Annotated in this window: 31 protein-coding genes and 2 tRNA genes; 14 read left to right on the top strand and 19 right to left on the bottom strand. The window is 65.0% G+C overall.

All coding sequences use genetic code 11. The annotated features are described in order from the left end of the window. The first annotated feature begins 75 nt into the window (after positions 1-75). From ACSHZY_RS17850 to ACSHZY_RS17840, 3 genes are all read left to right on the top strand, one after another. Positions 76-618 carry a shikimate kinase gene (locus tag ACSHZY_RS17850; protein WP_435171471.1) on the top strand — a complete coding sequence of 181 codons (543 nt, stop codon included), beginning with the start codon at positions 76-78 and terminating at the stop codon, positions 616-618. Position 619: 1 nt separating this feature from the next. Then, a complete protein-coding gene (gene aroB, locus ACSHZY_RS17845) occupies positions 620-1,714 on the top strand; it encodes a 3-dehydroquinate synthase (RefSeq protein ID WP_435171448.1) in 1,095 nt (364 codons plus the stop codon). Positions 1,715-1,803: 89 nt separating this feature from the next. Beyond that, positions 1,804-2,745 carry a bile acid:sodium symporter family protein gene (locus tag ACSHZY_RS17840; RefSeq protein WP_435171446.1) on the top strand — a complete coding sequence of 314 codons (942 nt, stop codon included), beginning with the start codon at positions 1,804-1,806 and terminating at the stop codon, positions 2,743-2,745. Positions 2,746-2,859: 114 nt separating this feature from the next. Here the strand turns inward: ACSHZY_RS17840 and ACSHZY_RS17835 are convergent. Beyond that, a tRNA-Gln gene (locus ACSHZY_RS17835) sits at positions 2,860-2,934 on the bottom strand. Between the two features lie 106 nt (positions 2,935-3,040). On the opposite strand from ACSHZY_RS17835, the gene ACSHZY_RS17830 reads away from it, so the two are divergent. Continuing rightward, positions 3,041-4,204: an NAD(P)/FAD-dependent oxidoreductase gene (locus ACSHZY_RS17830; protein WP_435171444.1), complete on the top strand. Its 1,164-nt coding sequence runs from the start codon at positions 3,041-3,043 to the stop codon at positions 4,202-4,204. On the opposite strand, the gene ACSHZY_RS17825 is transcribed toward ACSHZY_RS17830, so the two are convergent. Genes ACSHZY_RS17825 through ccmA form a run of 5 tightly spaced genes read right to left on the bottom strand, consistent with a single transcriptional unit; the run spans position 4,201 to position 6,903 of the window. Beyond that, positions 4,201-4,725, bottom strand: coding sequence for a DsbE family thiol:disulfide interchange protein (locus ACSHZY_RS17825; protein ID WP_435171442.1), 525 nt, complete (start codon positions 4,723-4,725; stop codon positions 4,201-4,203). The genes ACSHZY_RS17830 and ACSHZY_RS17825 overlap by 4 nt on opposite strands. Then, entirely contained in the window at positions 4,722-4,874 is a 153-nt protein-coding gene (ccmD, locus tag ACSHZY_RS17820; protein WP_435171440.1) for a heme exporter protein CcmD, read from the bottom strand. The genes ACSHZY_RS17825 and ccmD overlap by 4 nt, the downstream gene beginning before the upstream one ends. Further along, on the bottom strand, positions 4,871-5,599 hold the full coding sequence (locus tag ACSHZY_RS17815; protein ID WP_435171438.1) for a heme ABC transporter permease: 729 nt from the start codon (positions 5,597-5,599) through the stop codon (positions 4,871-4,873). Before ACSHZY_RS17815 ends, ccmD begins: the two co-directional genes overlap by 4 nt. Positions 5,600-5,635: 36 nt before the next feature. Continuing rightward, positions 5,636-6,292 (bottom strand): heme exporter protein CcmB, encoded by a 657-nt coding sequence (gene ccmB / locus ACSHZY_RS17810; RefSeq protein WP_435171436.1) that lies wholly within the window; start codon positions 6,290-6,292, stop codon positions 5,636-5,638. Continuing rightward, a complete protein-coding gene (gene ccmA, locus ACSHZY_RS17805) occupies positions 6,289-6,903 on the bottom strand; it encodes a heme ABC exporter ATP-binding protein CcmA (protein ID WP_435171435.1) in 615 nt (204 codons plus the stop codon). Before ccmA ends, ccmB begins: the two co-directional genes overlap by 4 nt. Positions 6,904-6,993: 90 nt before the next feature. Here ccmA and ACSHZY_RS17800 point away from each other — a divergent pair, with 90 nt between their 5' ends. Next, positions 6,994-7,839: an alpha/beta hydrolase gene (locus ACSHZY_RS17800; RefSeq protein WP_435171433.1), complete on the top strand. Its 846-nt coding sequence runs from the start codon at positions 6,994-6,996 to the stop codon at positions 7,837-7,839. 33 nt (positions 7,840-7,872) lie between these two features. Here ACSHZY_RS17800 and acnA read toward each other — a convergent pair whose 3' ends face one another. Continuing rightward, positions 7,873-10,578 carry an aconitate hydratase AcnA gene (acnA, locus tag ACSHZY_RS17795; RefSeq protein WP_435171432.1) on the bottom strand — a complete coding sequence of 902 codons (2,706 nt, stop codon included), beginning with the start codon at positions 10,576-10,578 and terminating at the stop codon, positions 7,873-7,875. A 200-nt stretch (positions 10,579-10,778) separates the two neighbouring features. Here acnA and ACSHZY_RS17790 point away from each other — a divergent pair, with 200 nt between their 5' ends. After that, the gene (locus ACSHZY_RS17790; protein ID WP_435171430.1) at positions 10,779-11,480 is read left to right on the top strand and encodes a DUF1223 domain-containing protein; all 702 of its coding nucleotides are present in this window, start codon (positions 10,779-10,781) and stop codon (positions 11,478-11,480) included. On the opposite strand, the gene ACSHZY_RS17785 is transcribed toward ACSHZY_RS17790, so the two are convergent. The 5 genes from ACSHZY_RS17785 to ACSHZY_RS17765 form a co-directional block, all read right to left on the bottom strand. Continuing rightward, the gene (locus ACSHZY_RS17785; RefSeq protein WP_435171428.1) at positions 11,477-12,367 is read right to left on the bottom strand and encodes a lysophospholipid acyltransferase family protein; all 891 of its coding nucleotides are present in this window, start codon (positions 12,365-12,367) and stop codon (positions 11,477-11,479) included. The two genes, ACSHZY_RS17790 and ACSHZY_RS17785, sit on opposite strands and share 4 nt — an antisense overlap. A gap of 63 nt (positions 12,368-12,430) precedes the next feature. Beyond that, positions 12,431-12,988: a PqiC family protein gene (locus tag ACSHZY_RS17780; protein WP_435171426.1), complete on the bottom strand. Its 558-nt coding sequence runs from the start codon at positions 12,986-12,988 to the stop codon at positions 12,431-12,433. A gap of 10 nt (positions 12,989-12,998) precedes the next feature. After that, positions 12,999-15,092: an intermembrane transport protein PqiB gene (locus ACSHZY_RS17775; protein ID WP_435171425.1), complete on the bottom strand. Its 2,094-nt coding sequence runs from the start codon at positions 15,090-15,092 to the stop codon at positions 12,999-13,001. Next, complete coding sequence (locus ACSHZY_RS17770) at positions 15,093-15,695, bottom strand: paraquat-inducible protein A (protein WP_435171423.1); 603 nt, start codon at positions 15,693-15,695, stop codon at positions 15,093-15,095. It lies immediately after the preceding gene. Beyond that, on the bottom strand, positions 15,692-16,357 hold the full coding sequence (locus ACSHZY_RS17765; RefSeq protein WP_435171422.1) for a paraquat-inducible protein A: 666 nt from the start codon (positions 16,355-16,357) through the stop codon (positions 15,692-15,694). Before ACSHZY_RS17765 ends, ACSHZY_RS17770 begins: the two co-directional genes overlap by 4 nt. A 139-nt stretch (positions 16,358-16,496) precedes the next feature. Here ACSHZY_RS17765 and ACSHZY_RS17760 point away from each other — a divergent pair, with 139 nt between their 5' ends. Genes ACSHZY_RS17760 through ACSHZY_RS17740 form a run of 5 tightly spaced genes read left to right on the top strand, consistent with a single transcriptional unit; the run spans position 16,497 to position 20,584 of the window. After that, a complete protein-coding gene (locus ACSHZY_RS17760) occupies positions 16,497-17,420 on the top strand; it encodes a siderophore ABC transporter substrate-binding protein (RefSeq protein WP_435171420.1) in 924 nt (307 codons plus the stop codon). 1 nt (position 17,421) lies between these two features. Further along, positions 17,422-18,387 (top strand): ABC transporter permease, encoded by a 966-nt coding sequence (locus ACSHZY_RS17755; RefSeq protein WP_435171418.1) that lies wholly within the window; start codon positions 17,422-17,424, stop codon positions 18,385-18,387. Next, entirely contained in the window at positions 18,374-19,336 is a 963-nt protein-coding gene (locus ACSHZY_RS17750) for an iron chelate uptake ABC transporter family permease subunit (protein WP_435171416.1), read from the top strand. The genes ACSHZY_RS17755 and ACSHZY_RS17750 overlap by 14 nt, the downstream gene beginning before the upstream one ends. Beyond that, complete coding sequence (locus tag ACSHZY_RS17745; protein ID WP_435171415.1) at positions 19,333-20,091, top strand: iron ABC transporter ATP-binding protein; 759 nt, start codon at positions 19,333-19,335, stop codon at positions 20,089-20,091. Before ACSHZY_RS17750 ends, ACSHZY_RS17745 begins: the two co-directional genes overlap by 4 nt. Before the next feature lie 37 nt (positions 20,092-20,128). Then, positions 20,129-20,584 (top strand): MmcB family DNA repair protein, encoded by a 456-nt coding sequence (locus tag ACSHZY_RS17740; RefSeq protein WP_435171413.1) that lies wholly within the window; start codon positions 20,129-20,131, stop codon positions 20,582-20,584. Here the strand turns inward: ACSHZY_RS17740 and ACSHZY_RS17735 are convergent. Further along, complete coding sequence (locus ACSHZY_RS17735; RefSeq protein WP_435171411.1) at positions 20,581-20,802, bottom strand: DUF6324 family protein; 222 nt, start codon at positions 20,800-20,802, stop codon at positions 20,581-20,583. The genes ACSHZY_RS17740 and ACSHZY_RS17735 overlap by 4 nt on opposite strands. 104 nt (positions 20,803-20,906) lie before the next feature. Here ACSHZY_RS17735 and ACSHZY_RS17730 point away from each other — a divergent pair. Then, positions 20,907-20,983 (top strand) — tRNA-His (locus ACSHZY_RS17730). A gap of 53 nt (positions 20,984-21,036) precedes the next feature. On the opposite strand, the gene ACSHZY_RS17725 is transcribed toward ACSHZY_RS17730, so the two are convergent. The 3 genes from ACSHZY_RS17725 to ACSHZY_RS17715 form a co-directional block, all read right to left on the bottom strand. Next, entirely contained in the window at positions 21,037-21,795 is a 759-nt protein-coding gene (locus tag ACSHZY_RS17725; protein WP_435171410.1) for a hypothetical protein, read from the bottom strand. A 15-nt stretch (positions 21,796-21,810) separates the two neighbouring features. Continuing rightward, positions 21,811-22,227 carry a hypothetical protein gene (locus tag ACSHZY_RS17720; RefSeq protein ID WP_435171408.1) on the bottom strand — a complete coding sequence of 139 codons (417 nt, stop codon included), beginning with the start codon at positions 22,225-22,227 and terminating at the stop codon, positions 21,811-21,813. Positions 22,228-22,398: 171 nt separating this feature from the next. Further along, entirely contained in the window at positions 22,399-22,530 is a 132-nt protein-coding gene (locus tag ACSHZY_RS17715) for a hypothetical protein (RefSeq protein ID WP_435171406.1), read from the bottom strand. A gap of 198 nt (positions 22,531-22,728) precedes the next feature. Between ACSHZY_RS17715 and ACSHZY_RS17710 the strand changes: the two genes are divergently transcribed. Continuing rightward, positions 22,729-22,977 carry a hypothetical protein gene (locus ACSHZY_RS17710; RefSeq protein ID WP_435171404.1) on the top strand — a complete coding sequence of 83 codons (249 nt, stop codon included), beginning with the start codon at positions 22,729-22,731 and terminating at the stop codon, positions 22,975-22,977. A 34-nt stretch (positions 22,978-23,011) separates the two neighbouring features. Here ACSHZY_RS17710 and ACSHZY_RS17705 read toward each other — a convergent pair whose 3' ends face one another. The 3 genes from ACSHZY_RS17705 to ACSHZY_RS17695 are packed head-to-tail and all read right to left on the bottom strand — an operon-like array spanning position 23,012 to position 24,774. After that, positions 23,012-24,100 (bottom strand): hypothetical protein, encoded by a 1,089-nt coding sequence (locus ACSHZY_RS17705; RefSeq protein WP_435171402.1) that lies wholly within the window; start codon positions 24,098-24,100, stop codon positions 23,012-23,014. Between the two features lie 38 nt (positions 24,101-24,138). Then, complete coding sequence (locus ACSHZY_RS17700) at positions 24,139-24,423, bottom strand: type II toxin-antitoxin system HicB family antitoxin (RefSeq protein WP_435171400.1); 285 nt, start codon at positions 24,421-24,423, stop codon at positions 24,139-24,141. A gap of 60 nt (positions 24,424-24,483) precedes the next feature. Next, the gene (locus ACSHZY_RS17695; RefSeq protein WP_435171398.1) at positions 24,484-24,774 is read right to left on the bottom strand and encodes a hypothetical protein; all 291 of its coding nucleotides are present in this window, start codon (positions 24,772-24,774) and stop codon (positions 24,484-24,486) included. Positions 24,775-24,897: 123 nt separating this feature from the next. Between ACSHZY_RS17695 and ACSHZY_RS17690 the strand changes: the two genes are divergently transcribed. After that, a complete protein-coding gene (locus ACSHZY_RS17690) occupies positions 24,898-25,284 on the top strand; it encodes a hypothetical protein (protein ID WP_435171397.1) in 387 nt (128 codons plus the stop codon). The last annotated feature ends 37 nt before the right edge of the window (positions 25,285-25,321 follow it).

The raw sequence follows: 25,321 nt of genomic DNA, 5'->3' as shown, positions 1-25,321 counted from the left end.
TTCGGTTCACGCCATTACCGCATAACGCCGCAGGCGACCAGCCGGCGGACAGGAAAAGCGGACGGAGATGGCACGATCGTGACGCGGCTGAAGAAAACCGTCGTTCTTGTGGGCATGATGGGCGCGGGCAAAACCGCCGTGGGCACGCAATTGGCGCGCCAGCTGGGCGTTCCCTTTGTCGACACCGATCATGAGATCGAGGCCGCCGCCCACCGCACCATCCCCGAGATCTTCGCCCGCGACGGGGAGGAGTTTTTCCGCGCGCGCGAAACGCAGGTGCTGGAGCGGTTGCTTCAAGGCGCGCCTTCCGTCCTGTCCACCGGCGGCGGTGCGTTCCTTGCCGAGGCGAATCGCGACCTGATCCGCGACAAGGGCGTATCCGTGTGGCTGAGCGCGGATCTGGACACCTTGTGGCAGCGCGTGCGCAACCGCAACACGCGGCCTTTGCTGCGCACGCCCAACCCGCGCCGCACACTGGCCGATCTTCTGGCCGCGCGCGAAGGCATTTATGCCCAGGCCTGCATCACCGTTCCCAGCAAACGCGGCACCAGCGTGGAGCGGATGGCCCAGCGGGTGCAGGAAGCGCTGGCCGCCTATCCCGATGTCATGGAGGATTGAGATGAAGACCGTTCCCGTCGCCCTTGGCAGCCGCAGCTATGACGTGCGCATCGGGCGCGGCCTGATCGAATCCGCCGCACAGCATCTTCAGCCGCTTCTGCGCCGCCCGAAGGTCGTGGTCGTCACGGACGAGAATGTGGCCACCACCCAACTTCCCAGCCTGCGCGCCGGGCTGGAGGCGGCGGGCATCGCCGTAGACGCGCTGATCCTGCCTGCGGGGGAGGCCACGAAAAGCTGGCCCCATTTCACGCGCACGGTGGAATGGCTTCTGGAACAGAAGGTGGAGCGTCGGGACATCGTCATCGCCCTGGGCGGCGGTGTGATCGGTGACCTTGCGGGCTTTGCGGCCGCCGTGCTGCGGCGGGGCGTGCGCTTCGTGCAGATACCGACCTCGCTTCTGGCGATGGTGGACAGTTCCGTGGGCGGGAAGACCGGCATCAACACGGCGCAGGGCAAGAACCTTGTCGGCGCGTTCCACCAACCCTCGCTGGTCCTGGCCGATATCGGTGCGCTTGACACGCTGCCGGTGCGGGAATTTCGGGCTGGCTATGGCGAAGTCGTGAAATACGGCCTGCTGGGCGACGCCGCTTTCTTTGAGTGGCTGGAGGTGAACGGCCCGCGGATGCAGGGGGAGGACGCCCTGCGTCTGCACGCCGTCGGCCATTCCGTCGGCATGAAGGCCGCCATCGTCGCCCGCGACGAAACCGAGGAAGGGGAGCGCGCGCTTCTGAACCTTGGCCACACCTTCTGCCATGCGCTGGAAAAGGCGACCGGCTATTCCGACCGGCTGCTGCACGGCGAAGGCGTGGCGATCGGCTGCCTGTTGGCCGCCGATCTCAGCCGGAAGCTGGGGCTTCTGCCGCAGGAAGCGCCCTCGCGCGTGGCGGCGCATCTGCGGGCGATGGGAATGAAGGCGGCGCTGTCGGACATTCCGGGCGACCTGCCGGACGCCCGCGCGCTTCTGGCACTGATGGGGCAGGACAAGAAGGTGGTCGACGGCCGCCTGCGCTTCATCCTGATGAACGGGATCGGCGACGCCTTCATCGCCGACGACGTGCCCGCCGAAAAGGTGATCGAGGTTCTGGAAGGCCGCTGACAGCCGCATCGCGGCTTGATCTCCGCCCCCCGTCCCCGTAAGCGTCCCCTACGTAATAGCGCAACTTTATTGCGTTCAAGGGGGATAATATGAAGATAATTGCAAGGGTTTCGGCCTTTGTCGGCAAGACATTTGCACTTTGGGTGATCGTATTTGCGGCGGCGGGCTTTCTGCTGCCCGACACGTTCAAGCAGCTGGCGCCTTGGATCGTCACGCTGCTGGGCATCATCATGTTCGGGATGGGGCTGACCCTGTCCGCGAAGGATTTTCAGGAAGTCGTGCGCCGCCCGATCGAGGTGGGCGTCGGGGTTCTGGCGCAGTTCATCATCATGCCGGGTCTGGCCGTGATCCTGACAAAGGTGATCCCGATGCCGGCCGAGGTGGCGGCAGGCGTGATCTTGGTCGGATGCTGCCCCGGCGGCACCTCCAGCAACGTGATGACATATCTGTCCAAGGGTGACGTGGCGCTGTCGGTGGCCTGCACCAGCGTGACGACGCTTCTGGCGCCGCTGGTCACGCCCTTCCTGGTGCTGATGCTGGCCAGCGAATATCTGCCCGTGGACGCCGGGGCGATGTTCCTGTCCATCGTGAAGGTGGTGCTGCTGCCACTGGCGCTTGGTTTCGTCGCGCAGAAGCTGCTGCCGGGTTTCGTGCGGGCCGCGGTGCCGGCGCTGCCGCTGGTCAGCGTCATCGGGATCGTCCTGATCGTGGCCGCCGTTGTCGGTGCCTCCAAGGGCGCGATCATCCAGTCGGGGCTGACCATCTTCGCCGTGGTCGTGCTGCACAATGGGCTGGGCTACCTGATCGGGTTCTGGGCGGCCCGCGCCTGCGGGCTGAGCCTTGCCAAACGCAAGGCGATCGCGATCGAGGTGGGGATGCAGAACTCGGGCCTTGGGGCGGCGCTGGCCACGGCCTACTTCTCGCCGCTGGCGGCGGTGCCAAGCGCCATCTTCAGCGTGTGGCACAACATCTCTGGCGCGCTGGTGGCCAACTACTTCTCGCGACGGACGGATCCCGCGGACCGTGTCTGAAGCATCAGGGTTTTCCGGCCGCCTGCGCCGGGGAACCCGAAGAACGATCCCAACACGAACGACGCAAAGCGGCCCGTTCAGGCCGCTAACAGTCTTGAAATGTCTGGAAGAACTTGGCTGGGGCGGCAGGATTCGAACCTGCGAATGGCGGTACCAAAAACCGCTGCCTTACCACTTGGCGACGCCCCAACTTGCGTGAGGCGGTGTTTAGCCGGAGCTTTCGGGTGCTGCAAGAGGCATTCGACAAAAAAATCTCGCGTTGTCGAAAACTTCGGGGAGGGCTAGGGACAGAGCCATGAAAACCGATATTGTCATCCTTGGGGCCGGCGCGGCCGGCATGTACTGCGCCATCGAAGCAGCCCGCCGCGGACGCCGCGTCCTTGTCATCGACCATGCCAAGGCGGCGGGCGAAAAGATCCGAATCTCGGGCGGGGGGCGGTGCAACTTCACCAACACCGGAATCGCGGCGGACCGGTTTTTGTCGCGCAACCCGCGCTTCGCGCTGTCGGCCCTGAAACGCCACACCCAGTGGGATTTTGTGGCCCGCGTGGACGAGGCGGGAATCGCCTGGCATGAAAAGACACTGGGTCAACTGTTCTGCGACGGCCCCTCCACCCAGATCGTGAAGATGCTGCTGGACCAGATGTGCGCCGCAGGCGTCCAGCTCTGGCTGGGCACCAGCGTGGAGAAGGTGGAGAGCGGCTTCCGCGTCGTCACCTCGCGCGGGGTGGTGGAAGCGGAGCGCGTGGTCGTGGCCACAGGCGGCAAGTCCATCCCGAAGATGGGGGCGTCGGGCTTCGGCTATCAACTGGCCACCCAGTTCGGGCTGAACGTGATCGAGACGCGGCCCGCGCTGGTGCCCCTGACCTTCGCCGAACAGGAGCTGATACATCTGCAACCCCTGTCCGGCATCGCGTTGGAAGCCCGGGTGACCACCGGTGCCAGCTTTGACGAAGCGTTGCTGTTCACCCATCGCGGCCTGTCCGGCCCTGCGATCCTCCAGGCCTCCAGCTATTGGCGCGAGGGGGATGGGCTGACCGTGGACGTCCTGCCCGGTCGCAGCCTGTCGGCCGACCTGCGCCAACTGCGCAGCGAGCAGCCTCGAATCGCGCTGCGGACCGCGCTGACGCGGCACATGCCGGAAAAGCTGGCCCGGCGGATGGAGGAGATCTGCGGCGTCACCGGCGCGATCGGCGCGCTGTCCAACGGCGCGATCGAGGCGATCGAGCGCCAGGTGCACGCGTGGCAGCTGAAACCCGTGGGCACCGAAGGCTACCGCACCGCCGAGGTCACGCTGGGCGGCGTCGACACCGAGGAGTTGGACCCCCGCACGCTGGAAGCGCGGCGCGTGCCGGGCCTGCATTTCGTGGGTGAGGTGGTGGACGTGACAGGCTGGCTTGGCGGCTACAACTTCCAGTGGGCCTGGTCGTCGGGCTGGGCCGCGGGGCAGGCGGTCTAGCCGCCCGCCTGCAGCGCCGGTTGCAGGACGGTGTCCACCGTCCGCTGCGTGATCGGCCCCGCGATGCGAGCCAGCACCTTGCCCTCGCCGTCGATCACGAAGGTTTCCGGCACGCCGTAAAGGCCCCAGTTCAGGCCCATGCGCCCCGTCTCGTCCGCGCCCTTGACGGCGTAGGGGTCGCCGAGTTCTTCCAGAAAACCGAGCGCGTTCTCCGACCGGTCCTTGTAGTTGACGCCAATGATCTGCACCCCCTCGGCGGCCAGCTGTTCCAGCACCGGATGCTCCTGCCGGCAGGGCGCGCACCAGCTGGCCCAGAAGTTGACCAGCTTCACCCCGCCCGACCGCAGCTGCGCGTCCGTGGGGGCCGCGCCGGTGCCCAAGGGGGCGGCGGCCATGGCGGGGGCGGGCTTGCCTTCGAACGCCGTTGGAAGGGCGTCCGGATCGGTGCGCATCATGCCGAACCAGAACAGTGCGGCAAGACCGGCGAAGGCCAGCGGAGGGATCAGGATCAGCGGCTTCATTCCTTGCCCCGTTCCTCCACATCCCGCAGACGGGCGTGCATCCGCACGGCCTGCCACACCGACAGCGCCACCAGTCCCACGATCAGCAGCAGCGACAGGCCATAGGCGCCCAACACCGCGCCCGCGTATTTTCCAAGATCGGGCATCATGCCATCCGCTCCCTCAGGATCAGGGCCTGCAGGCGACGACGCCGCACCTCGGTCCGCGTGCGCAGCAGGACCAGCGCCAGGAACAGCAGCATGAAGCCCCCCATGCACAGCAGCAGCGGGTACCAGTAGGCGTCGGCCATATGCTCCTCCTTGTCGAGCGACAGCGAGGCGCCCTGGTGCAGCCCCTGATTCCAGAACAGCACGGCATAGCGCGACAGGATGGCGAAGACCGATCCCACCATGCACAGGACCGAGGTAAGGTCGGCGGCGGTGTCCGGATCCTCGATCGCCTGCCACAGCGCGATGTAGCCCCCATAGAACATGAACAGGATCAGGAACGAGGTCAGCCGCGGGTCCCACGCCCACCAGGTGCCCCACATCGGCTGGCCCCAGAGCGCGCCCGTCATCAGGGCGATCAGCGTCATGGTGATCCCCACGGGTGCTGCGGCCTTGGCCACCAGCGCCGACACGTGGTGCCGCCGGATCAGCCAGATCAGGGACGCGACCAGCATCACCATCCAGCCGTTGATGGCGACAAGGGCGGAGGGAACGTGCAGGAAAATGATCTTGACGGTGGCGCCCTGCCGGTAGTCGTCCGGCGTGAAGAAGAAGCCCCAGATCAGACCCACGACCAGGCACAGGGTGGCCATTCCCGCCACCCAGGGCAGGAACCGCCCCGAGACTTGCATGAACTTCCGTGGATTCGCGTATTCCCAGATCGACATGAAGGTGGATTCATCCTTTTCCGCGCGCAGCACAAGTCATCTTAGATTGATCCGCAGCGCCTGCGCCGAGGCAAAAGGAAGCAGGGCCGCGCTGCCCGCGCTGATCGCCCCCAGAAGCGCCAGCGGCACGAGCGCGGGCAAACCATCTGCCCCGCGCTTTGCCACCTCGGCGCCATAGATCAGGGTGGGCACGTATAGCGGCAGGACCAGCAAGCTCAGCAGCAGGCCGCCGCGTTTCAGGCCCACGATCAGGGCCGCCCCGAAGGTGCCGATGACCGACAGCGCGGGCGTGCCGACCAGCAGCGACAGGAACAGCCACCCGTAACCCTGCGCTGGAAGGTTCAGCAGGACGGCCAGCACCGGCGCGGCCAGTGTCAGCGGCAGGCCCGTGACGAGCCAATGCGCCAGCGCCTTCATCGCGACGATCCCCTCCAGCGGCATTGGTGCGGTCACGAGGAGATCCAGCGACCCATCCTCGTGATCCAGGGCGAAGATGCGGTCCAGCGACAGAAGGCAGGCCAGAAGCGCGCCCAGCCACAGGATGCCGGCCGCGATGCGGGCGTGCAGGGCGCTTTCCGGGCCGACGGCCAGCGGCACGAGGATCGTCACCAGCAGGAAGAAGGCCAGCCCCAGCCCGAAGCCGCCGCCCGACCGCACAGACAGGCGCAGATCCCGAAGCAGAAGGGCAATCACAGGAACGCCTCGTCGAAACCGCCACGGGGCGCGATGTCGCGCGCCACGAAGGCGTCCATGTCCAGAACCTCGGCCGCAAGGCCAAGGTCGGTATGCGTCGCGATCAGGGCCGCACCCCCCTCTGCCAGATGCTGCCGCAGCACGTTCGCGAACAGCGCGACCGAGGCCGCGTCGAGTGACACGGTGGGTTCGTCCAGCAGCCAGATCGGCCGTCCCGTCACCAGAAGGCGCGCCAGCCCCAGCCGCCGTTTCTGCCCTGCCGAAAGCGCCTGGGCCGGACGGTCGGCCAACTTGTCCAGGTTCATCCGTGCCAGCGTCTGCCCGACCGTCCGGTCATGGACCCGTGCCCAGAAGGCAAGATTCTCCCGCACCGTCAGCGTCGCCTTCAGCCCATCGAGGTGAGAGGCATATGTGATGGAATCCTCAGGCGCGTCGATCTGGCCGGCGCCCGGCGGCTGCAGGCCCGCCAGCGTGCGCAGCAGCGTCGTCTTTCCCGAACCGTTGGGGCCACGCAGGATCAGGGCCTGACTGGCGCGCAGCGTCAGCGACACGCCCTGAAGGACGATCAGCCCGCCGCGGGCGCAAGTCAGATCGGACACACGCAATTCCATGCCCGTCGCCTATCGCAAGACCGGCATCCGGAAAAGGTACTTTCCTTTTCGTGCCGCGAGGTTCTAATGCCCACGAAAAGAGTAGGAAATATGTGGACACGACGTTTCATGATGGCGAGCCTCGCCCTTGCCGCCCCGTCGCTTGCGCGTGCGCAGTTCCGGCCGTCGAAGGCGGAGCTTGCGATCCTGACGGCAAACGTGCCAACCCACCGGCTGGAGGTGAAGGAAGCGGAAGGCTACCGGATCTTCCGCGCGCTGCCGCGCAAAGGTGCCACGCGCGCCATTTACCTTCTGGACGGGAACGGAATGTTCGACGCGCTGACGCCGGACCTTCTGGCGAGTGTGCCGGATCTGGCGGTGCTGGGCATCGGCTATCCGACGGAGGAACGATTCGACACGACCCGCCGCTCGCTGGATTACACCCCGCCGATCGCGCACGGGCCTGTGCCCGATCCGCAGCGGCCCGAGCGTCCGATCGGCGGCACGAACCTGTTCCTGCCGCGGCTGACCGGACCGCTGCGCGACGCGGCCGAGGACGGCTTGTCCATCACCACCCGCACTCTGTCGGGACACTCCTATGGCGGTCTCTTCACCCTCTGGACGCTTCTGACCGCGCCGCAGAGCTTTGACCGCTATGCGGCGATCAGCCCATCACTATGGTGGGGAAACGGCGTGCTGGAGCGTGTGAGGCCCGTGGGGCTGGCCCGCGACATGTCGCTTCTTCTGGCCTACAGCAATGCGGAAGGGCGGCGGGGCGACATGGATGATGACACCTTCCGCCGACATCAGGCCGAAGCGGCCGAACGGCGGGACGCCTTCGTGGCACGCCTGCGCACCCACCCGCACCTGACGGTGAAGCAACATGTCTTCGAGGGCTTGGCGCATGGGCAGACCTTGAGCGCGTCGCTGCCGCTGTCCTTGCCCTTCGCGCGATGAAAAAGGCCCCGGATCGCTCCGGGGCCTGTCTTCTCAGCTCTTGGCGAGGTTGCGCAGCACGTAGTGCAGAACGCCGCCATTTTCGACGTACTCGATCTCGATCGCCGTATCGATCCGGCATTTCAGCTCGATCGTCTTCACCGTGCCGTTGGCATAGGTGATCGTGCAGGGCAGGTTCGACAGCGGCTTCAGATCGCCGGCTAGACCTTCGATGCTCACCGTCTCGTCGCCGGTCAGGTTCAGGCTCTTGCGGGTGTCGCCGTTCGTGAATTCAAACGGGACGACTCCCATGCCCACCAGGTTCGACCGGTGAATACGCTCGAACGACTCGGCGATCACGGCCTTCACGCCCAGAAGTGCTGTGCCCTTGGCCGCCCAGTCACGCGACGAGCCCGCGCCGTATTCGATGCCGCCGAAGATGACCAGCGGGGTGCCGGCTTCCTGATAGGCCATCGAAGCGTCGAAGATCGACGTCTGTTCGCCGTCCGGACCCTTGGTGTAGCCGCCTTCGACGCCGTCCAGCATCTCGTTCTTGATGCGGATGTTGGCGAAGGTGCCGCGCATCATGATCTCGTGGTTCCCGCGGCGCGAACCGTAGGAGTTGAAATCCTTCTGCGGGACCTGACGCTCGGTCAGGTATTTGCCGGCCGGGGTGGTGGGCTTGAACGAACCCGCGGGCGAGATGTGGTCGGTCGTGATCATGTCACCGAGGATTGCCAGAACCTTGGCGTCCTTGATGTTGCTGATGACGCCCGGCTCCTTCGCCATCCCCTGGAAGTAGGGCGGGTTCTGGATGTAGGTGGAGGTCGGCGGCCAGTCGTAGGTTTCGGAGTCGGTCGTCTCCACGCCCTGCCACTTCTCGTCGCCCTTGAACACATCGGCGTATTTCTTCTGGAAGGCTTCCCGCGTCACGGTCTTGTGGACCAGATCCGCGATTTCCTCGTTCGAGGGCCAGATGTCCTTCAGGAAGACGTCGTTGCCGTTCTGGTCCTGGCCCAGCGGCTGGGTCGTCAGGTCGATGTTCATGTCGCCGGCGATGGCATAGGCCACGACCAGCGGGGGCGAGGCGAGGTAGTTCGCACGCACGTCCGGGCTGATCCGGCCTTCGAAGTTCCGGTTGCCCGACAGGACGGCTGTGGCCACCAGATCATTCTCGTTGATCGCCTTGGAGATCGCGGCATCGCCCAGCGGGCCGGAGTTGCCGATGCAGGTGGTGCAGCCGAAACCGACCAGGTTGAAGCCGACATAGTCGAGGTCTTCCTGAAGGTTCGCGGCCTCCAGATACTCCTGAACCACCTGGGATCCCGGCGCCAGCGAGGTCTTCACCCACGGCTTGCGTGTCAGGCCAAGGGCGCGCGCCTTGCGGGCCACCAGACCGGCCCCGATCATCACGTAGGGGTTCGAGGTGTTGGTGCAGGAGGTGATGGCCGCGATCACGACCGAACCGTCGTTGATCGTGTAGTCCTTGCCCTCGACCGGCACGGATTTCACCAGATCCAGAACCTCGCCGTCCACCTTGCGGTAATCGGCCAGCGTGGAGCGGAAGCCCGCGACCGAGTTCGTCAGCGGGGTGTAGTCCTGCGGACGCTTCGGACCCGAGATGGCGGGCACGATCTCGCCCATGTCGAGTTCGAGCGTGTCCGTGTAGATCGGCGCGTAGTCGGCGCCGCGCCAGAAGCCGTTTTCCTTGGCATAGGCCTCGACCAGCGCGATGCGGTCCTTGTCGCGGCCGGTCTGTTCCAGATAGCGAAGGGTTTCCGCGTCGATCGGGAAGAAGCCGCAGGTCGCGCCATATTCGGGCGCCATGTTGGCGATCGTCGCACGGTCGGCCAGCGGCAGGTGATCCAGGCCTTCGCCGTAGAATTCGACGAACTTGCCGACCACGCCCTTCTTGCGCAGCATCTGCACGACCTTCAGCACGAGGTCGGTCGCCGTCGTACCTTCCATCATGCGGCCGGTCAGCTTGAAGCCGACGACCTCGGGGATCAGCATGGACACGGGTTGGCCGAGCATCGCGGCCTCGGCCTCGATCCCGCCGACGCCCCAGCCCAGAACGGCCAGACCGTTGACCATGGTGGTGTGGCTGTCGGTGCCGACCAGCGTGTCCGGATAGGCCACTTCCTCGCCGTTCTGGTCCTGATCGGTCCAGACCGTCTGCGCCAGATATTCAAGGTTCACCTGATGGCAGATGCCGGTTCCCGGGGGCACCACGCGGAAGTTGTTGAACGCCTTCTGGCCCCATTTCAGGAACGTGTAACGCTCCATGTTGCGCTCGTATTCCAGATCCACGTTCATCTGGAAGGCGCGGGGGTTGCCGAATTCGTCGATCATGACCGAATGGTCGATGACCAGGTCCACCGGGTTCAGCGGGTTGATCTTCTGTGCGTCGCCGCCAAGGCCAAGGATGCCGTCGCGCATGGCGGCAAGGTCAACAACTGCGGGAACGCCGGTGAAGTCCTGCATCAGCACGCGGGCGGGGCGGTAGGCGATTTCACGCGGGTTCTTGCCGCCGGACTTGCCCCAGTCGGAGAAGGCCTTGATGTCCTCGACCGTGACGGTCTTGCCATCCTCGAAGCGCAGCATGTTTTCCAGCACGACCTTCAGCGCGGCAGGAAGCTTGTCGAAATCGCCCAGACCGGCCGCCTGGGCCGCCGGAATGGAATAATACGCAACGCTTTGTCCGTTGACGGAAAGCGTCTTGCGGGTCTTTTGGCTGTCATGGCCAACGGTGACGGTCATAGCGGGCCTCCTGGCACTGGCTCGGGTTGGTGGCGCTGCCTCCGTGATGCCAGCCTCGGCGACACGGTGCAAGACTCGGCCTTATCGGTATACGAATGTATGCCGGTTTGCCAGCCAGAAAAGTATCGGCGCGATATCTCGCAAATCGTTGATTGGCATGGGGGCCTTGCGGCGATTACATAGGGCCCCGAAGAAAGGTGATGATCATGCAGCGACTGTTCGGCACCGTCTGTGGACTGAGCCTCGGGTTTTCCGGGGCGGCCTGGGCCGATTCCGTACCGGCGGTCGTGGTGGAACTCTACACCTCTCAGGGATGCTCCGCCTGTCCCCCCGCGGACGAGCTTCTGGCCGAACTGGCCGATGATCCCAACGTTCTGGCCTTGGCCCTGCACGTGGATTACTGGGACTATATCGGCTGGACGGACCATTTCGGGCAGGCCGCGTTCACCGCGCGGCAGAAGGCCTATGCACGGGCCGCGGGCAGCCGGATGCTCTACACGCCCCAGTTCATCATCGACGGGACCGAACGTGTGGAGGGCAATCAGCCCGGCCGCGTGCAGGCCCTGATCGCCCAGCAACTGGGCGCCGTTGAACCCAACCTGACCCTGACCCGCGAGGGGGAGAAGGTGCATGTCCAGGCCGAAGCGGCGTCCCTGGCCCAGCCCGTTCAGGTGCAGGTCGTGCGTTTCCGGCCCGAAATGACGGTGGAGATCGAGCGGGGCGAGAATGCGGGCAAATCCATCGCCTATCGCAACATCGTCACCGACTGGCAGGTCGTGGGGGACTGGGACGGCAAGACGCCCCTGGACCTGCAGGCCGCGGCGGGGGGGCAGGACCGGACGGTCGTGATCCTTCAGGCCCCGGGCCCCGGTCCCGTCGTGGCCGCCGAACGCCTGAACTAGCGGCGGCGCTTCATCGCCGTTTTCCAGCGGCGGTGGATCCAGAACCATTGATCCAGATGCTGACGCACCAGCGCCTCGAGGGAGTCGTTGAGCGCCTGCGTCATGGTAGGGGGGTCCGTGTGCGGGATGGGCGCCTCCATCAGGATCTCGAAGTCGAGGCCGTTTTCCTGCCGGATGGCATAGGTCGGCACCAGAAGCGCGTCGTATTTCAGCGCAAGATCGGCCGCCGAAAGGGCCGTCATCGCAGTCTGGCCGAAGAAGGTCAGCCGCGCGCCATCATGCATGTGCAGGTCGATCAGCATGCCCAGCTTGCCGCCCGACCGCAGGTGCCGCAGCATCCCGCCCAGGCCCTGCCGCCCGCGCGGAAAGGCGGGCGTGCCCAGCGCTTCCATAGCGGCGACGTAATGCTTGTTGAAATAGCGGTTGTTCATCGGCCGGTAGAGGACGCCTACGGTGTAGCCGCGGGCCGTCATCGCGGCACGGCTCGCCTCGTAGTTTCCGAAATGGCCGGTCAGGAAGATGATGGGACGTTTTTCCGCATGGGCCTTGTCTACCTCGGCCAAGCCCGGGCCCCGGACAGGGCTGGCGCCGGCGCGTTTCAGGAACGCCTTTCCGGAATAGGATTCGATCACCGTCCGGCCGACATTGTCCGGGACCTTGCGCACCAGCCGTTCCACCTCCTCCTTCGGAAGGTCGGGCAGCACGAAGGCAAGGTTCGTGCGGATGCGCTTGCGATAGCCGGCCATCGGCGCGATCACATGGGTCATGATCCAGCCGCAAAGCGGCACCCGCACCCGATACGGCAACAGAAGCAGCCCACCGATCAGCCCGCGCAGGGCAGCGTTTTCAATCCAGTCGCGCGCGGGACTTTTCGTTTTCTTGGGCATGAAATCTTCCGTCTGTCAGGGGCCCCGACATAAAGTCCGGGCCCGAGGATCACAAGGCCGGGCTCAGCGTGCGACGGACCGGGCAATCTGCGCCGCCAGTTGCGCGACGGCGGCCGACTGCGCGGCGGCGATCTGTTCCGGCGCCGTTCCTGCCACGGGAACCGCCACGGCGAAATCGCGCGACGGCGCCCCCAACGACACGCCTTCCGCCCGGACATAATAGATGCCGTCCAAGTGGAACAACCCGTCGGCGCTGGCGAGGATGCGGTCCACCCGCACGTCCACTTCGGCATCCGGAAGACCGGACAGGGGCCAGGGTTCGGGTGCGACGGTGGCCGACAGGCTTGCGTTCAGCTGGCGCGACAGGGCGAGCGTCACCGCGCGGGGTTGCAGGTCGGCCCAGCGCGCGCGCGACATGATCTGCACAGCGCCGCCGGCGTCCTGCAGGGCCATGCTGTCATCCGTGGCGTAATCCGGCATCGACACTTCGCGCACCATGATCGTGCGGGCGGAGGTGTTCAGCCGCTGGGCGACGGGTTGGATCTGAAGCTGATAGGCGTCAGGCGTTCCGCAGGCGGTCAACGCGGCCACCAGCAGAAGGGACAAAGCGGGTTTCATCATGTCTCTCTCCTTAACGCCCGAGAATGAGGGAGTTCGGGTTACGCTCGATCGACCGCGCAAGCGTGGTCACGGAATTGGCAGCTTCCTGCAGGCTGCGCAGGGCGGTCACCAGCTCCACGTTGAAGCGGGAATCGCTTCCGTAGCCGGCAACGGTGGTGTTCGCATCCGCCAGCACCTTGCTGGCCTGCGCGGTGAGCGCCGGCAGGTCCTGCGCGGCACGGTTGATGCTGTTGGCCGCATCCTCGGCCGCGGCGATCGCTTCGTTCACGTTGCCGATGGCGCCGCCTTCGCGCACCTCGGCCAGAACCTGCGCCACCTCGGACAGGGCGTCGGACAGGGCGCCCGGCACGCGTTGGGTGTCGGGGTTCGACAGGACGGCATCGGCGCTTTTCAGCAGGCTGTCGGCGCTGTCGGCCAGTTCCTGGATCTGCAGCTGGTTCGCCTTGGCGGACAGTTCGCGCACCTGCTGGGCGATCTGCGGGAACTCGGCAGAAGCGCCCTCGACGCCCGTCATGGCGTTGTTGGCCTTGTCGATCGCGGCGATCAGGTTCGCCACGGCCTGTCCCTGTTCCAGTTGTTCAGAAATGCGGCGCAGGCTGGCGGTGGTCTGGTTGAGGTTGGCCAGCGTGCCGGTCACGTCTTCGCCCGACAGGAAGGCGCGGGCGTCGGCCAGCAGATTGGCGGCTTCGGCCGGAACGCGGCGGGTTTCGGGATCGCCCGCCAGCGTCTGCACGCTGTTCAGGGCGCCGATGGCGGCCTGCATCAGCTCCTCCACCGGGAGGCCGCCCAGACGGTTGATGACGCCTTGCGCCGTGGTCTGGAACTCGGTGATCGCCGGCGGGGCGACGGGGATCAGCGGGTAGGGCTCGTTCGTGGTGTCCAGCGTTGCGGGGGCGGCGTCCGGCTGCTCCACCAGCTCCACCATCAGCGATCCGGTGAAGAGGGAGGCGGTCGCCAGACGGGCGCGCAGGTTGTCACGCTCCACCAGGTTGGCCACGAAGTCGCGCGCGCCGTCCACCGTGGTGTCGTTGGGCAGACCCAGCTTTGCGACGTCGATCTGCAGGTTCACGAGCATGCGGATATGGGGCGCTTCGGGATCCGTGTTGGCGATGGCGCCCAGATCGGTGACGCGCCCGATGGTCGCGCCCTTGTAGCGGACCTCGGCCCCCTCGCTCAGCCCCTCGATGGAGCCGTCGATGACCATGGTCAGAGGAAGCTCCAGCTGCGGACCGCCCGTGAAGACCGTGCTGCGCGCCTCCGACTCATCCGGGTAGACGAAGAAATCCTCGCCGCCCTTCAGCTCGGTCCCGCCCGACACGATGGTGTCGAAGGTGATCCCACCCTCGATCAGGGCGGCCAGCGACCGGACGTCCAGCTGGATGCCCCCGGCGCCCAGGCTGATGTCGAAGCCCGAGGTGTCCCAGAAGCGGGTGTTGGTGGTCAGCATCTTGTTGTAGGGTTCGCGGATCACGGCTTCCAGCAGCACGTTGGCGCCGGTGTCGTCCAGGTGAGGCGTACCGACGGTCCCGACCTCGATCCCCTTGTAGATGATGGGCGCCCCGGCCGAGATCTGGTTCCCGTCCTGCAGCCGCAACGTGATCGCGGTGCCGCCGCGCGCCTGCAGCGGCGGCGCTTCAAGACCTTCGAAATCGTCCGCCTCGCCGTTGATCTTGTTGTCCCAGTCGCCCGCGATGTACGAACCCGACAGCACGGTGTCGAGGCCGCTGATCCCGCGCACCGACACTTCGGGACGGATGACCCAAAACCGCGCGTCCCGGTCGATGTACTGGGCGATGTCGTCGGCCACGCGCACGGCGACGACCACGCGGTCCAGATCGGGGGCGAAGCTCACAGACTCCACCGCGCCGATGGTCACTTCGCGATAGCGCAGCACGGTCTTGCCCGCCTCGATCCCGCTGGCGTCCTGAAAGTTGATCCGGATCAGCGTGCCGCGGTTGGAATAGCTTTGCACCGCCACGGCGATGGCGATGACCAGCGCCACCAGCGGAACAAGCCAGATGATGGAGATCCGGCGCCACCACCGACGGCGGGGCGGGCGGATCTGCATGTCGGCGGGGCGGGGCGGGGGCGTCTCGTCGGTCACTCAGTCATCCCAGATGATGCGGGGGTCGAAGGAAAGCGCCGCCTGCATGGTGAAGGCGACGGAAAGGGCAAAGCAGATGGCGGCCATACCCGGGTTCACGGTGGCAACCAGGTTGAACTGCACCAGAGAGGCGAGGATTGCCACAACGAACACGTCGATCATAGACCAGCGGCCGATAAATTCCACCAGCTCGTACAGGCGGTGGCGGCCGTGGCGGTCGGGCCGGCGTCGCCGCTTCGCCGTCAACGCGAGGAAGGCGATGGCCATGAACTTGCCCACCGGAATCACGATGGAGGCGACAAAGACGATGATCGCAATCGGCGGGTCGCCATGGGCCCACAATTCGACCACCCCGCCAAGGATGGTGGATTGGGTGGAGGAGCCGAGAGAGCTGGTCAGCAGCATCGGATAGATGTTGGCGGGGATGTAGGCGATGAGTCCTGCCCACCACCACGCCCAGACCCGTTGCAGGCTGCGGGTGTCGCGGCTTTGCAAGGCGGATCCGCAACGGGTGCAGCGCGCCGTGTCGGGATCGTGCACGCATCCGCAGCGGGTGCAGGCGACCAGTCCCATCCCGCGGGCCGTGGGAAGGCGCGGGTTCATGCGGGCGCCCGTCCGGCGTCGGGCCGGGTGGCGTCCAGCGCCGACCAGATCTGTTCGCGGTCCACGAAGGATTCCTGCCAGATCAGCACGATCACCAGCACGCCGAAAGTCCAGAACGCGATGCCCGGCGTGACCGAGGCCATGCCTGCGATCTTCACCAGCGCCACCGCCACGCCGATCACGAAGATCTCGGCCATGGACCACGGGCGCAGGTCTTCCGCCATGCGGAAGGCGTGCGCGGCGCGGGGGGCCGGAGGGCCGCCCCCGATCAGCGGGAACACCGTATAGACGATGAGCGCGAGCCGCAGGGCGGGGATCACGACGATGAACGCGGCGACGGCAATGGACAACGGCGCCATGATCCCGCCCGAAAACGCCATGGCCGCATCCCAGATGGAGGCGTCCGAATGCAGGCCCGCCGCCGACAGGTCCAGAAACGGCGTGAACAGTGCCAGCGCCAGCAGGATCAGCGCCGAGGCCGACAGCGCCACGATCCGCGTGAAGGCCCGCGCGCGCGGCGCCATCAGGACCAGGCCGCAGCGTTGGCAGACGGCGCGTTCCCGCGGGCGCACCTTCGGCAGGCGGTACAGCGCATCGCAATGCGGACAGGCGCGCAGCTGCGTCAGCGGCACGGCCGCAAGGTCTTCGGGATCGGTCTGCATCATGCGCCCCATCATAAATCGTGGTTGGTTCCCGTCAACGCGTCGGCGAAGGTTTACAAGTTTTGTCGGATATGGTGAATGACGCCGTGTCAGGGGCAAGCCACCGCCAGCCCGATGAAATTTATTTCAGGGGAAACGAATGATCTTCACGGCACGACATCTTCTGGCCGGATTCGGCCTCGCCTCCGTTCTCGCATTCCAAGCCGGGGCGCAAGAGGTGACGATCACGCACCGGCAGGGCGAGGTGACGCTGCCCGCCGCGCCCGAAAAGGTGCTGGTGCTGGACTGGGCGGCCATCGACACGCTGGACGCCATGGGCGTGGCCATCGCCGGCGTTCCAGGATCGAACGCACCCGACTACCTGTCGAAGTACAATGGCGACGATTACCTCAAGGTCGGCAGCCTGTTCGAGCCGGACGTGGAGGCCATCGCGGCGGCCGATGCCGATCTGCTGATCCTCGGCGGCCGGTCGGCCAAGGCCTATCCGCAGGTGGAAGGCCTTCTGCCCACGGTGGACCTGTCGGTCGACAACGGCGCGTTCCTGGACAGCGTGACGTCGAACATCACCGAGTTGGGCGAAGTCTTCGGCAAACATGACCGCGCGAAGGAGATGGTGGCCGAACTGGAAGCCAAGGTCGCCAAGGTCCGGGACAAGGCGCAGGACAAGGGCCGCGCGCTGATGCTGGTGGTCAGCGGCAGCAAGATCGGCGTCTATGGCACGGACTCCCGCACCGGCTGGATCCATAACGAACTGGGCTTCCCGTCCGTCATGGACGCGGTCGACGACCGTTCGGATCGCGGCGATGCCGCCAGCTACGAATTCATCCTGGATCGCAACCCTGACTGGATGTTCGTGGTGGACCGCGACGCTGCCGTGGGCAGCGAGGCCGGCACCTCGGCCAAGACGGTTCTGGACAACGAGCTGGTCCGCAAGACGAACGCCTGGAAGAACGACCACGTCGTCTATCTTCACCCGCAAGAGGCCTACGTCGTCATGAACGGCTACCAGGCCGTGAACACGCTGCTGGACCAGATCGACGCGGCCCTGACGGACGCGCAGTGACGTGACACGCCTGACGATCGGACTTTGCCTTGTCTTCGCCCTTGCCGGGCTGAGCCTGTTCGTCGGCGTGACCGAGATCGGCCCCTTGGACCTGCTGCGCGGCGACGTGGACGCGCAGCAGGTCCAGGTGCTTCTGGCCAGCCGGGTGCCCCGCACGCTGGCGCTGGTGCTGGCCGGCGCCTCCACCGCCGTGGCAGGGATGGTCATGCAGATGATCGTCCGCAACCGCTTCGTGGAGCCGTCGACGGCGGGCACCGTCGAATCCGCGATGCTGGGGCTGCTGCTGATCACGCTGTTCGCGCCCGGCCTGCCGCTGATGGCCAAGATGCTGGTGGCCGCCGGTTTCGCGCTGGCGGGAACGGCGCTGTTCCTGCGCATCCTGCGGATGGTGCCCCTGCGCGACGTGCTGATGGTGCCGCTGGTGGGCATCATGCTGGGCGGCGTCATTGGCGCGGTCTGTACCTTCATCGCCTATCGCTGGGGCCTGCTGGCCTCGCTGGGCGCATGGTCGATGGGCGACTTTTCCGGGGTCCTGCGCGGGCGGTACGAGCTGTTGTGGGTCGCGGGCGGGCTGGCCGCCGCCGCCTGGTTCGCCGCCGACCGGCTGACGCTGGCCGCGATGGGCCGGGACATGAGCACGAATCTTGGCCTGAACTACCGCATGACGGTGGTGATCGGGCTGGTCATCGTCTCGCTGGTCAGTGCGACGGTGCTGGTCAGCGTGGGGACGATCCCATTCCTTGGCCTGATCGTGCCGAACATCGTCAGCCTGCGCGTGGGCGACAATCTGCGCCGCGCGGTGCCGTGGGTCGCGATCACGGGCGCGGGCTTTGTCCTGATCTGCGACATTCTGGGCCGCATCCTCCGCGCGCCTTACGAAATTCCCATCGCCACGATGCTTGGCCTGATCGGCAGCGTCATCTTCCTTCACCTGCTTCTTCGGACACGGCACAATGCTTCCGCGTGAACGGCGTCCCACACTGGTGCTGGCGGCGCTGGCCCTTGTCGCGCTGGCCTCGGCCACGGCGTTCATGACGCTGGGGGTGAAGGGCAACTGGGGCTTCATCCTGGAATTTCGCGGCCGCAAGCTGCTGGGGCTGTGCCTTGTGGCCTATTCCATCGCGGTGTCGACGGTGCTGTTCCAAACCGTGACCGGCAACCGCATCCTGACCCCGTCCATCATGGGCTTCGACGCGCTGTTCGCGCTGATCCGGACGGTGATCGTGTTCTTCTTCGGCTTCGGCGCGCTGGTCGCCGTGCCCGTGAAGGCGCAGTTCGGGCTGGAGGTAGTGGCGATGACCGGCTTCGCCGCCCTTCTGTTCAACTGGCTGTTCCTGCGCGGCCACCGCAGCCTGCACCTGATGGTGCTGGTCGGAATCGTCTTCGGCATCCTGTTTCGCAACCTGTCGGCCTTCATGCAGCGGATGATGGACCCGGTGGCGTTCCAGAACCTGCAGGACACGCTGTTCGCCAGCTTCGGCCGGATCGATCCCACGCTGCTGGGCATCTCCGTCGTCATCGTGGCGGGGGCCAGCCTGATCATGTGGCGCATCGCCCACAGCTTCGACGTCCTGATGCTGGGGAGGGAGCGGGCGATCAGCCTTGGCGTTCCTTACCGCCGGCGGGTGGCCGTGATCCTTGGCATCATCGCGGTGCTGGTCGCGGTGTCGACAGCGCTGGTGGGGCCGGTCACGTTCTTCGGCCTGCTGGTCGTCAGCCTGGCGCATGTGCTGTGCGGGGACGGGCGGCACCGCTTCATCCTGCCGGCCTCGGTCCTTCTGGGCATCATCTGCCTTGTGGGCGGGCAGACCGTGCTGGAACGTGTCTTCGCCTTCGATACCGCCCTGTCGATCATTATCGAGTTTTTGGGCGGGCTGATCTTCATCTTCCTTCTGATCCGTGGGGCCGCGCGATGATCGTCATCGAGAATCTGACCAAACGCTATGGCAACACCCCCTGCGTGGACGGCGTGAATCTGACCATCGCGGCCGGGGGCGTCACCTCGATCATCGGGTCCAACGGGGCGGGAAAATCCTCGCTTTTGTCGCTGATCGCGCGGCTGATGGAGAAGGACAGCGGGCGCGTTCAGGTGGACGGGCTGGACATCGATACGACGCGCAGCGACACCCTGGCCCAACGCCTGTCGATCCTGCGGCAGGACAACCACATCGCTTCGCGCCTGACGGTGCGCGATCTGGTGGGCTTCGGGCGCTATCCGTGGTCGCACGGCCGCCTGACGGCACAGGACCATGCCAAGGTGGCGGAAGCGATCGGCTTCCTGCATCTGGAGGATCTGGCCGACCGCTTTCTGGACGAGTTGTCGGGCGGGCAGCGCCAGCGGGCCCATATCGCGATGGTGCTGTGCCAGGACACCGACTACGTCATGTTGGACGAGCCGTTGAACAACCTCGACATGAAACACGCGCGCAACATGATGCGCCTGATCCGCAGCGCGGCGGACGAGTTGGGAAAGACCGTCGTTCTGGTGCTGCACGACATCAACTTCGCGTCTTGGTATTCCGACCACATCGTGGCGATGAAGAAGGGGCGCGTGGTGCAGGCCGCGCCGGTGGCCGACATCATGCAACCTCAGGTCCTGTCCTCCATCTACGACATGGAGATCGAGGTGCAGGAGATAGATGGGAAACGGATCGGCCTCTTCTACGCCTGATCTGGACATCCGTTCATGCTTCGTTCATAAATGGGGCATGTCCGATCCCATTGAACTAGTAGCCCCCGGCTTTCGTCTGGCACGCGGCGTGGCGCGGCATCTGCGCACGCTGGATTACGTGTCCGTGCCCGAACTGGTGCCCTGCGCGGGCCTGCGCGTCGACGTGATGGCCCTTGGCCCGAAGGGGGAGGTCTGGATCGTGGAATGCAAGTCCGGGCGAGCCGACTTTCAGTCCGACCGGAAATGGCAGAACTACCGCGAGTGGTGCGACCGGTTCTTCTGGGCGGTCGACACCGACTTTCCGGTCGACCTGCTGCCCGAGGACACCGGCCTGATGTTGGCCGACGCCTATGATGCCGAGATCGTGCGCATGGCGCCGGAACACAAGCTGGCCCCCGCGCGCCGCAAGTCGATGCTCCAGTGCTTCGCCCGCCATGCCGCGCAGCGCCTGCAAGGGCTGCGCGATCCGGACTTCAGCCTGTCGCGCTTTTAGCGCTTTTTCTTCTTGCCGTTCGGGGCAGGGGCGTCTCCCATCTGGCGCGCCCGCTCGGCCGCGGCCAGCAGCTCCTCGGCGATCTCCTCCGCCTCGTCCGGATCGAAGTCGAGCGGGAGTTCGATGTTCTCCGCCTCGATATAGATGCGGACCATGCCCAGAGTGGTGGGTCCGATCTGGATGTTCGCGGCGATTTCGCTTTGCTTGTCGATGCTCATGGCCATGTGCTCCTTCTTTATCGGGGGGTAAGCGCGGAAAGTTCCGGATGCAAGCGCGAAGGGGGTTGCAATCCCCCGACCCGGAGGGTAAACGCCCCGCAAGTGCCGGCTTAGCTCAGTAGGTTAGAGCACCAGATTGTGGATCTGGGGGTCCCCCGTTCGAGCCGGGGAGTCGGTACCATCATTATCAATAACTTAGCCTAGCTGGCTCAACACCGGTTGTCTCCGGTTGTCTCAGTCTAGTTGCTTCGATGTTCCGGAGCGCAGAGCAACCACCTTGCGGATGGTGTTGGAGCGCTCCCGGACATAGCGTTCGGTCGTCTTGAAGTCAGCGTGGTTCGCCTGGTGCTGCAGCTCCATCGGCGTGGCGCCCAAGTCCCTTGCGTGGTTGATCGCGCCGGCGCGCGCATCCCGCATCTGCACCTCATGCGGCACACCAGCTGCGTTTGCGAACTTGCGCCACAGAGCCGCCCAATAGCGCTTCTGGAACGGCTGGCCGTCCGCCATGGTGATGACGGGTCCAACGCGCTGATCCTGCGGGATGGCGGCCCATCGGGCACGGATCTCCGGCACCACGGGGAACTCCAACACCTCGACCAGCGAATCCTCCGTCTTGCTCGGCGTCTTGCGGATGACAGATAGATCCTTGGCGACCATGTCCCAAGTCAGGCCATCGGCCCAGCGACGGCTGTCACCGACCCCCAACCACTGCCCGCGCACATCGACCGCGCGAAGCGTCCACCACCACTGCATGAGGATGCCGAGGGCGAAGGCAGGTTGACCCGCCTCGTCTGCCTGAGCAACGACGGCCGCGATCTGGTCGGCGGTGAGACTGGCGGATCGGGCCTTCGGTGCCTTGATCCGCATCTCTCCGAGAATCCCCTGCACCTCCCGAGCGTGCTTGTACTTAATGACGACGCCGTAGCTCGTGACGATCCTCAGCATAGTGAACATGCGCTTGATGTAGGCGACTGACCGACCATTGTCGGCCATGGCCCTCTGCCATCGCTAGAGGGCCACGTGGTCCGTGTCGGCGATGAGCGTCTTGCCGATAGCTTCCTCCCAGCGGGAGAGGCTGAACATATAGTCCACGCGCGTGTTCTCCTTCACCTCCTTGAAGGGTGAGAACTCGTCGCTCTTGTAGCGGCCGATCAGCCATTGCCATGTGCCAGGCTCGACCAGCGCTTCCTCGGCGTTGAACCACCGCAGCATCTCGCGAGTAAGGTCGCGGGCCTTCTGTGCCCGGGCCAGATCCTGACCGTCGTTGTCCTCTCCGGGCAGGCGGATCGGGTTCTTGCTGTAGCCGGCCGTGACGTAGCGGGCCGGGGGACGCCAGTAATACCAGCGCTTCACCTTGCGCATGCAGGGAGCGTGGAGCGGATCGCTCGCGTCCCACAGCGCAGGCTTGAACAGGTCAGAACGCATTCAAGTTTTCCTTCGGCTTCTCGTCCGCAGGTGCGCGGACCTCGCCATGATCCGCGATGCGCCGGCGGCGGCCATCCGCACGAACTCCTCCCGACGTTCCTTCGCCTGGCGCCTCTGGTTCTCGACGCTCTTCCGGCGATTGCCCGCCACCTTCTTGCGGGTGGCGTTCTGTCAAGAGGCTTTGTTCATCTCGCGCCAGTTCATGGGGCCGCTTTCCCATTCGGGGCGGGCATGCTTCATGGGAGGGCAAACGGTGACGCCCTTGGTGGCGAGGTGCTTCGCGATCAGGTCTGCGTCGGTCATGCCTCGTCCTCCGGTACGAGCAGCAGGCTCATGTGGACCCACCGACTTTGTGTCTCGGCCATCCCATGCAGCAGCCGAGAGGCGAAGGCGGCGGGATAGCTCTTCTCGATGAAGTCGGCGCGCTTGCGACTACGGCATCCAAGACAGCGTGCCGGACGGGCACGCCTACGAGGCGCAACAACCGCTGAAGGACACTTCATGACGTGGTGGGTAGGAACGAAGGACGCGATCGTTGCGGCCGAGACGCTTGCGGCGCGTGAGGTGGTGGGCCAGCCGGAATACCTGGATGGGCAGGAAGTCCCGCCAGAAGACCGCAAGACGGAGCGTTGGGCGATACCGCTGGAGAGTGCGGACGGCCGATGGGCCATTCAGGCGTATGCAGAACTGACGCCAGAAGGGGTGGAAGTCGTGGATGCGGTCGACCGGCCCGAGGCCGACGTGGAGTGACGCACGTCGGGCGCTCATGAGGTGAAGCCTGCCCCTAAAGCTCGCCCAGCTGCCGGAGCTTCCGCTTGTACTCATCGATCTGGCCGTTCTTGGCCCGCCGCAATGCCACAAGATCCGAGGCAGCCTTGAGGCGCTGCCGCTTCATCTCGTGCTGAGCCCATGTTTTGCCGGTGGCGGGCTTTCCAACAGGAACTTGCTCCGCAGCTTCGGCCGGGCCGGTTCGCAGCCCCATGTCCCAGCGACGGACCACCTCTCGGCTCTTGCTGTTGTAGATGTAGTGCTCGGGGATATCGGGCGACATCTGCAGCGACTTCAGCAGGCACACCATGTTCGAGAAGCTCGACCGCGTTAGCCCGACATACCGATCCGACATCAGGCACATCTCGAAGTCGATGGCGCTCCGCTGGAGCCGAGACGTTGGAAGTTCGAGCTGCTCCTCAATCTCGGACTTGAAGACGAGGTTCAGCTCGAAATCAGCGGCATCCTTCTTGAGCTCATCGCGGGTCTGGAGGAGATCGCCCTCATCACAGCAGGCAAGCACGAGGCGGTGGTCTGCAAGGGCAGGCGTGTTGCCGATCTTCCCGAAGATGCGCCGCGGATCGACCGTGGTCTCTCCGTCGTCGGACCGGTGGGGGCGGCGAAGGAGGTAATCCCTCCAGTCCCGCTCGATGCGCAGCTGAAGCATAAGGGGCGGCTGGTCACCGGCCAACGCCAACGCCTTCTTTGCCACATCCCGCAGCTCAGGCGCCGCACGGCAGAACTTCAGGAAGTCCGCGACGATCTGCGCGTCCCCGTGACTGCCGGCGAGCGCGGAAAGATACTCGCTGCCGATCCTGAAGCAGTCATCGTGCGGTAGGATCTCGGTGGCGGCCTCGTCAGAGAAGATGTCATAGGCCTGCAATCCCTGCCGCAGGTGAGCCTCATCGAAGACAGCATCAAAGGGCAGGGTCGGGTGTTCCTTAGGCGTCTGGTCCTGTGGCAGCGGGGTGTAATCGACCAGCGTCTTCGGGAGCGACACCTTCGCTCCCTCAAGGTGGGCAATGCCGATCAAGCCGAGCAGCGCGATCCGCTGATTGTTCAAGCCTGATACGATCGGCGTGATGCCGTAGATGTCTTTCGCCACTGCTGGACCTTCCTAAATAGCCCTGGCGGGCGCTGAGTTTAGATGTGCGATCCGGCACCGAACACGTTCGGCAGGTAAGGGATCAAGATCAGGACCCCGCCGTCCTTCATCTCCATGTCCGCGTCTTCGCGTGCAAGAGCACGCTCATCGAGAGTGACCTCTATAGGATCGCGATTTTCCATCCAGAGCGAAATCGCCTCGTTCGCCTTCGCGGGTACTTCGGCCCAATTGTCGGCCGAAGCGAAGCATCCCGGCAGTTCAAGAAAGGAGAGACCGTAGGCCGACCCCTGATTTTTGTGCATCACGGCTGTGAAAAACTGCATGGCAAACCCTCGTGTCTTTCTGTCGATAGAACAGGACGGCTCTAGCTGGTCAAGGACAGGCTAGTCACCTGCGGCATGTCGGCTGCCGTGTTCGTAGGGCGTGTTGTTGTAGCAGTGTGACATCCGGCCCTTGGTTTCCAAGACTTCGGACGTCGGGAACGACACCCACACCTCACCGGGCGTCTTGCAGACCTTGCACTTCAGACTGCGCTGGATGTCGAGGATATCGGCGTCGATGGACACACAGCGGCACTGCCATGGGTCGGCCAGAACGTACATCCGCTTGCAGGGCGCACACCACGCGGTGATGCGCCCCCGGGATGCAACGATGTCTGCGACCTTGAGTGCCATGACGTGAACACTTGCAGAACATCAGGTGATACTGGAAGGGCATATCATTATGCTGATCAACACCAGATTGTGTGAAAGCCGGAGTTATGCATCATCCGATCAGCGGAAGCATGAGGTTAGCGAATGAGCACTTATTTCGACGGGCCTGATGACGTGAATTGTGATCCTGATAGGGATCCGCCACCCCGACTTTATCACTATACGGACATGAAGGGGCTAGATGCCATCCTACAATCCGGCAACCTGCGCTGCTCACATCTTGCGCGAATGAATGATTACACTGAGATCATCCATGGGTTGGACTTTCTCAAAGAGATGGCGGACTCGGATCTGCGTGATGATCGACGTCTTCAGTCGATGGGCCAAGCGCAGCACGCTGAACTTGAGGCACTGATCTGTTCAGCGTCACTTTCAGAAGTGGGAGACCAGCTGAGTCAATGGCGCGGGTACACTAAAGACGGTGGAGCAAACCTAGGCTCCAGACCCATTGATTTTACGGTCTCAGCATGATTCAGGCTCCGCAAGGAGACCTGATCGATGAGCAACC

It is taken from the genome of Falsirhodobacter sp. 1013, assembly GCF_051195255.1.
In the GTDB taxonomy this organism is placed as follows: domain Bacteria; phylum Pseudomonadota; class Alphaproteobacteria; order Rhodobacterales; family Rhodobacteraceae; genus Falsirhodobacter.
Note: the sequence above shows the minus strand (reverse complement) of the source record. Positions and strands in the feature narration are given on the sequence as shown.

What these genes read in the sequence shown, in the direction of transcription:
- aroB (WP_435171448.1), top strand. Translation starts at nt 620, where the DNA reads ATGAAGACCGTTCCCGTCGCCCTTGGCAGCCGCAGCTATGACGTGCGC.
- ACSHZY_RS17840 (WP_435171446.1), top strand. Translation starts at nt 1,804, where the DNA reads ATGAAGATAATTGCAAGGGTTTCGGCCTTTGTCGGCAAGACATTTGCA.
- ACSHZY_RS17830 (WP_435171444.1), top strand. Translation starts at nt 3,041, where the DNA reads ATGAAAACCGATATTGTCATCCTTGGGGCCGGCGCGGCCGGCATGTAC.
- ACSHZY_RS17825 (WP_435171442.1), bottom strand. Translation starts at nt 4,725, where the DNA reads ATGAAGCCGCTGATCCTGATCCCTCCGCTGGCCTTCGCCGGTCTTGCC.
- ccmD (WP_435171440.1), bottom strand. Translation starts at nt 4,874, where the DNA reads ATGATGCCCGATCTTGGAAAATACGCGGGCGCGGTGTTGGGCGCCTAT.
- ACSHZY_RS17815 (WP_435171438.1), bottom strand. Translation starts at nt 5,599, where the DNA reads ATGTCGATCTGGGAATACGCGAATCCACGGAAGTTCATGCAAGTCTCG.
- ccmA (WP_435171435.1), bottom strand. Translation starts at nt 6,903, where the DNA reads ATGGAATTGCGTGTGTCCGATCTGACTTGCGCCCGCGGCGGGCTGATC.
- ACSHZY_RS17800 (WP_435171433.1), top strand. Translation starts at nt 6,994, where the DNA reads ATGTGGACACGACGTTTCATGATGGCGAGCCTCGCCCTTGCCGCCCCG.
- acnA (WP_435171432.1), bottom strand. Translation starts at nt 10,578, where the DNA reads ATGACCGTCACCGTTGGCCATGACAGCCAAAAGACCCGCAAGACGCTT.
- ACSHZY_RS17790 (WP_435171430.1), top strand. Translation starts at nt 10,779, where the DNA reads ATGATCATGCAGCGACTGTTCGGCACCGTCTGTGGACTGAGCCTCGGG.
- ACSHZY_RS17785 (WP_435171428.1), bottom strand. Translation starts at nt 12,367, where the DNA reads ATGCCCAAGAAAACGAAAAGTCCCGCGCGCGACTGGATTGAAAACGCT.
- ACSHZY_RS17780 (WP_435171426.1), bottom strand. Translation starts at nt 12,988, where the DNA reads ATGATGAAACCCGCTTTGTCCCTTCTGCTGGTGGCCGCGTTGACCGCC.
- ACSHZY_RS17770 (WP_435171423.1), bottom strand. Translation starts at nt 15,695, where the DNA reads ATGAACCCGCGCCTTCCCACGGCCCGCGGGATGGGACTGGTCGCCTGC.
- ACSHZY_RS17765 (WP_435171422.1), bottom strand. Translation starts at nt 16,357, where the DNA reads ATGCAGACCGATCCCGAAGACCTTGCGGCCGTGCCGCTGACGCAGCTG.
- ACSHZY_RS17760 (WP_435171420.1), top strand. Translation starts at nt 16,497, where the DNA reads ATGATCTTCACGGCACGACATCTTCTGGCCGGATTCGGCCTCGCCTCC.
- ACSHZY_RS17750 (WP_435171416.1), top strand. Translation starts at nt 18,374, where the DNA reads ATGCTTCCGCGTGAACGGCGTCCCACACTGGTGCTGGCGGCGCTGGCC.
- ACSHZY_RS17745 (WP_435171415.1), top strand. Translation starts at nt 19,333, where the DNA reads ATGATCGTCATCGAGAATCTGACCAAACGCTATGGCAACACCCCCTGC.
- ACSHZY_RS17740 (WP_435171413.1), top strand. Translation starts at nt 20,129, where the DNA reads ATGTCCGATCCCATTGAACTAGTAGCCCCCGGCTTTCGTCTGGCACGC.
- ACSHZY_RS17735 (WP_435171411.1), bottom strand. Translation starts at nt 20,802, where the DNA reads ATGAGCATCGACAAGCAAAGCGAAATCGCCGCGAACATCCAGATCGGA.
- ACSHZY_RS17725 (WP_435171410.1), bottom strand. Translation starts at nt 21,795, where the DNA reads ATGGCCGACAATGGTCGGTCAGTCGCCTACATCAAGCGCATGTTCACT.
- ACSHZY_RS17720 (WP_435171408.1), bottom strand. Translation starts at nt 22,227, where the DNA reads ATGCGTTCTGACCTGTTCAAGCCTGCGCTGTGGGACGCGAGCGATCCG.
- ACSHZY_RS17715 (WP_435171406.1), bottom strand. Translation starts at nt 22,530, where the DNA reads ATGACCGACGCAGACCTGATCGCGAAGCACCTCGCCACCAAGGGCGTC.
- ACSHZY_RS17710 (WP_435171404.1), top strand. Translation starts at nt 22,729, where the DNA reads ATGACGTGGTGGGTAGGAACGAAGGACGCGATCGTTGCGGCCGAGACG.
- ACSHZY_RS17700 (WP_435171400.1), bottom strand. Translation starts at nt 24,423, where the DNA reads ATGCAGTTTTTCACAGCCGTGATGCACAAAAATCAGGGGTCGGCCTAC.
- ACSHZY_RS17695 (WP_435171398.1), bottom strand. Translation starts at nt 24,774, where the DNA reads ATGGCACTCAAGGTCGCAGACATCGTTGCATCCCGGGGGCGCATCACC.
- ACSHZY_RS17690 (WP_435171397.1), top strand. Translation starts at nt 24,898, where the DNA reads ATGAGCACTTATTTCGACGGGCCTGATGACGTGAATTGTGATCCTGAT.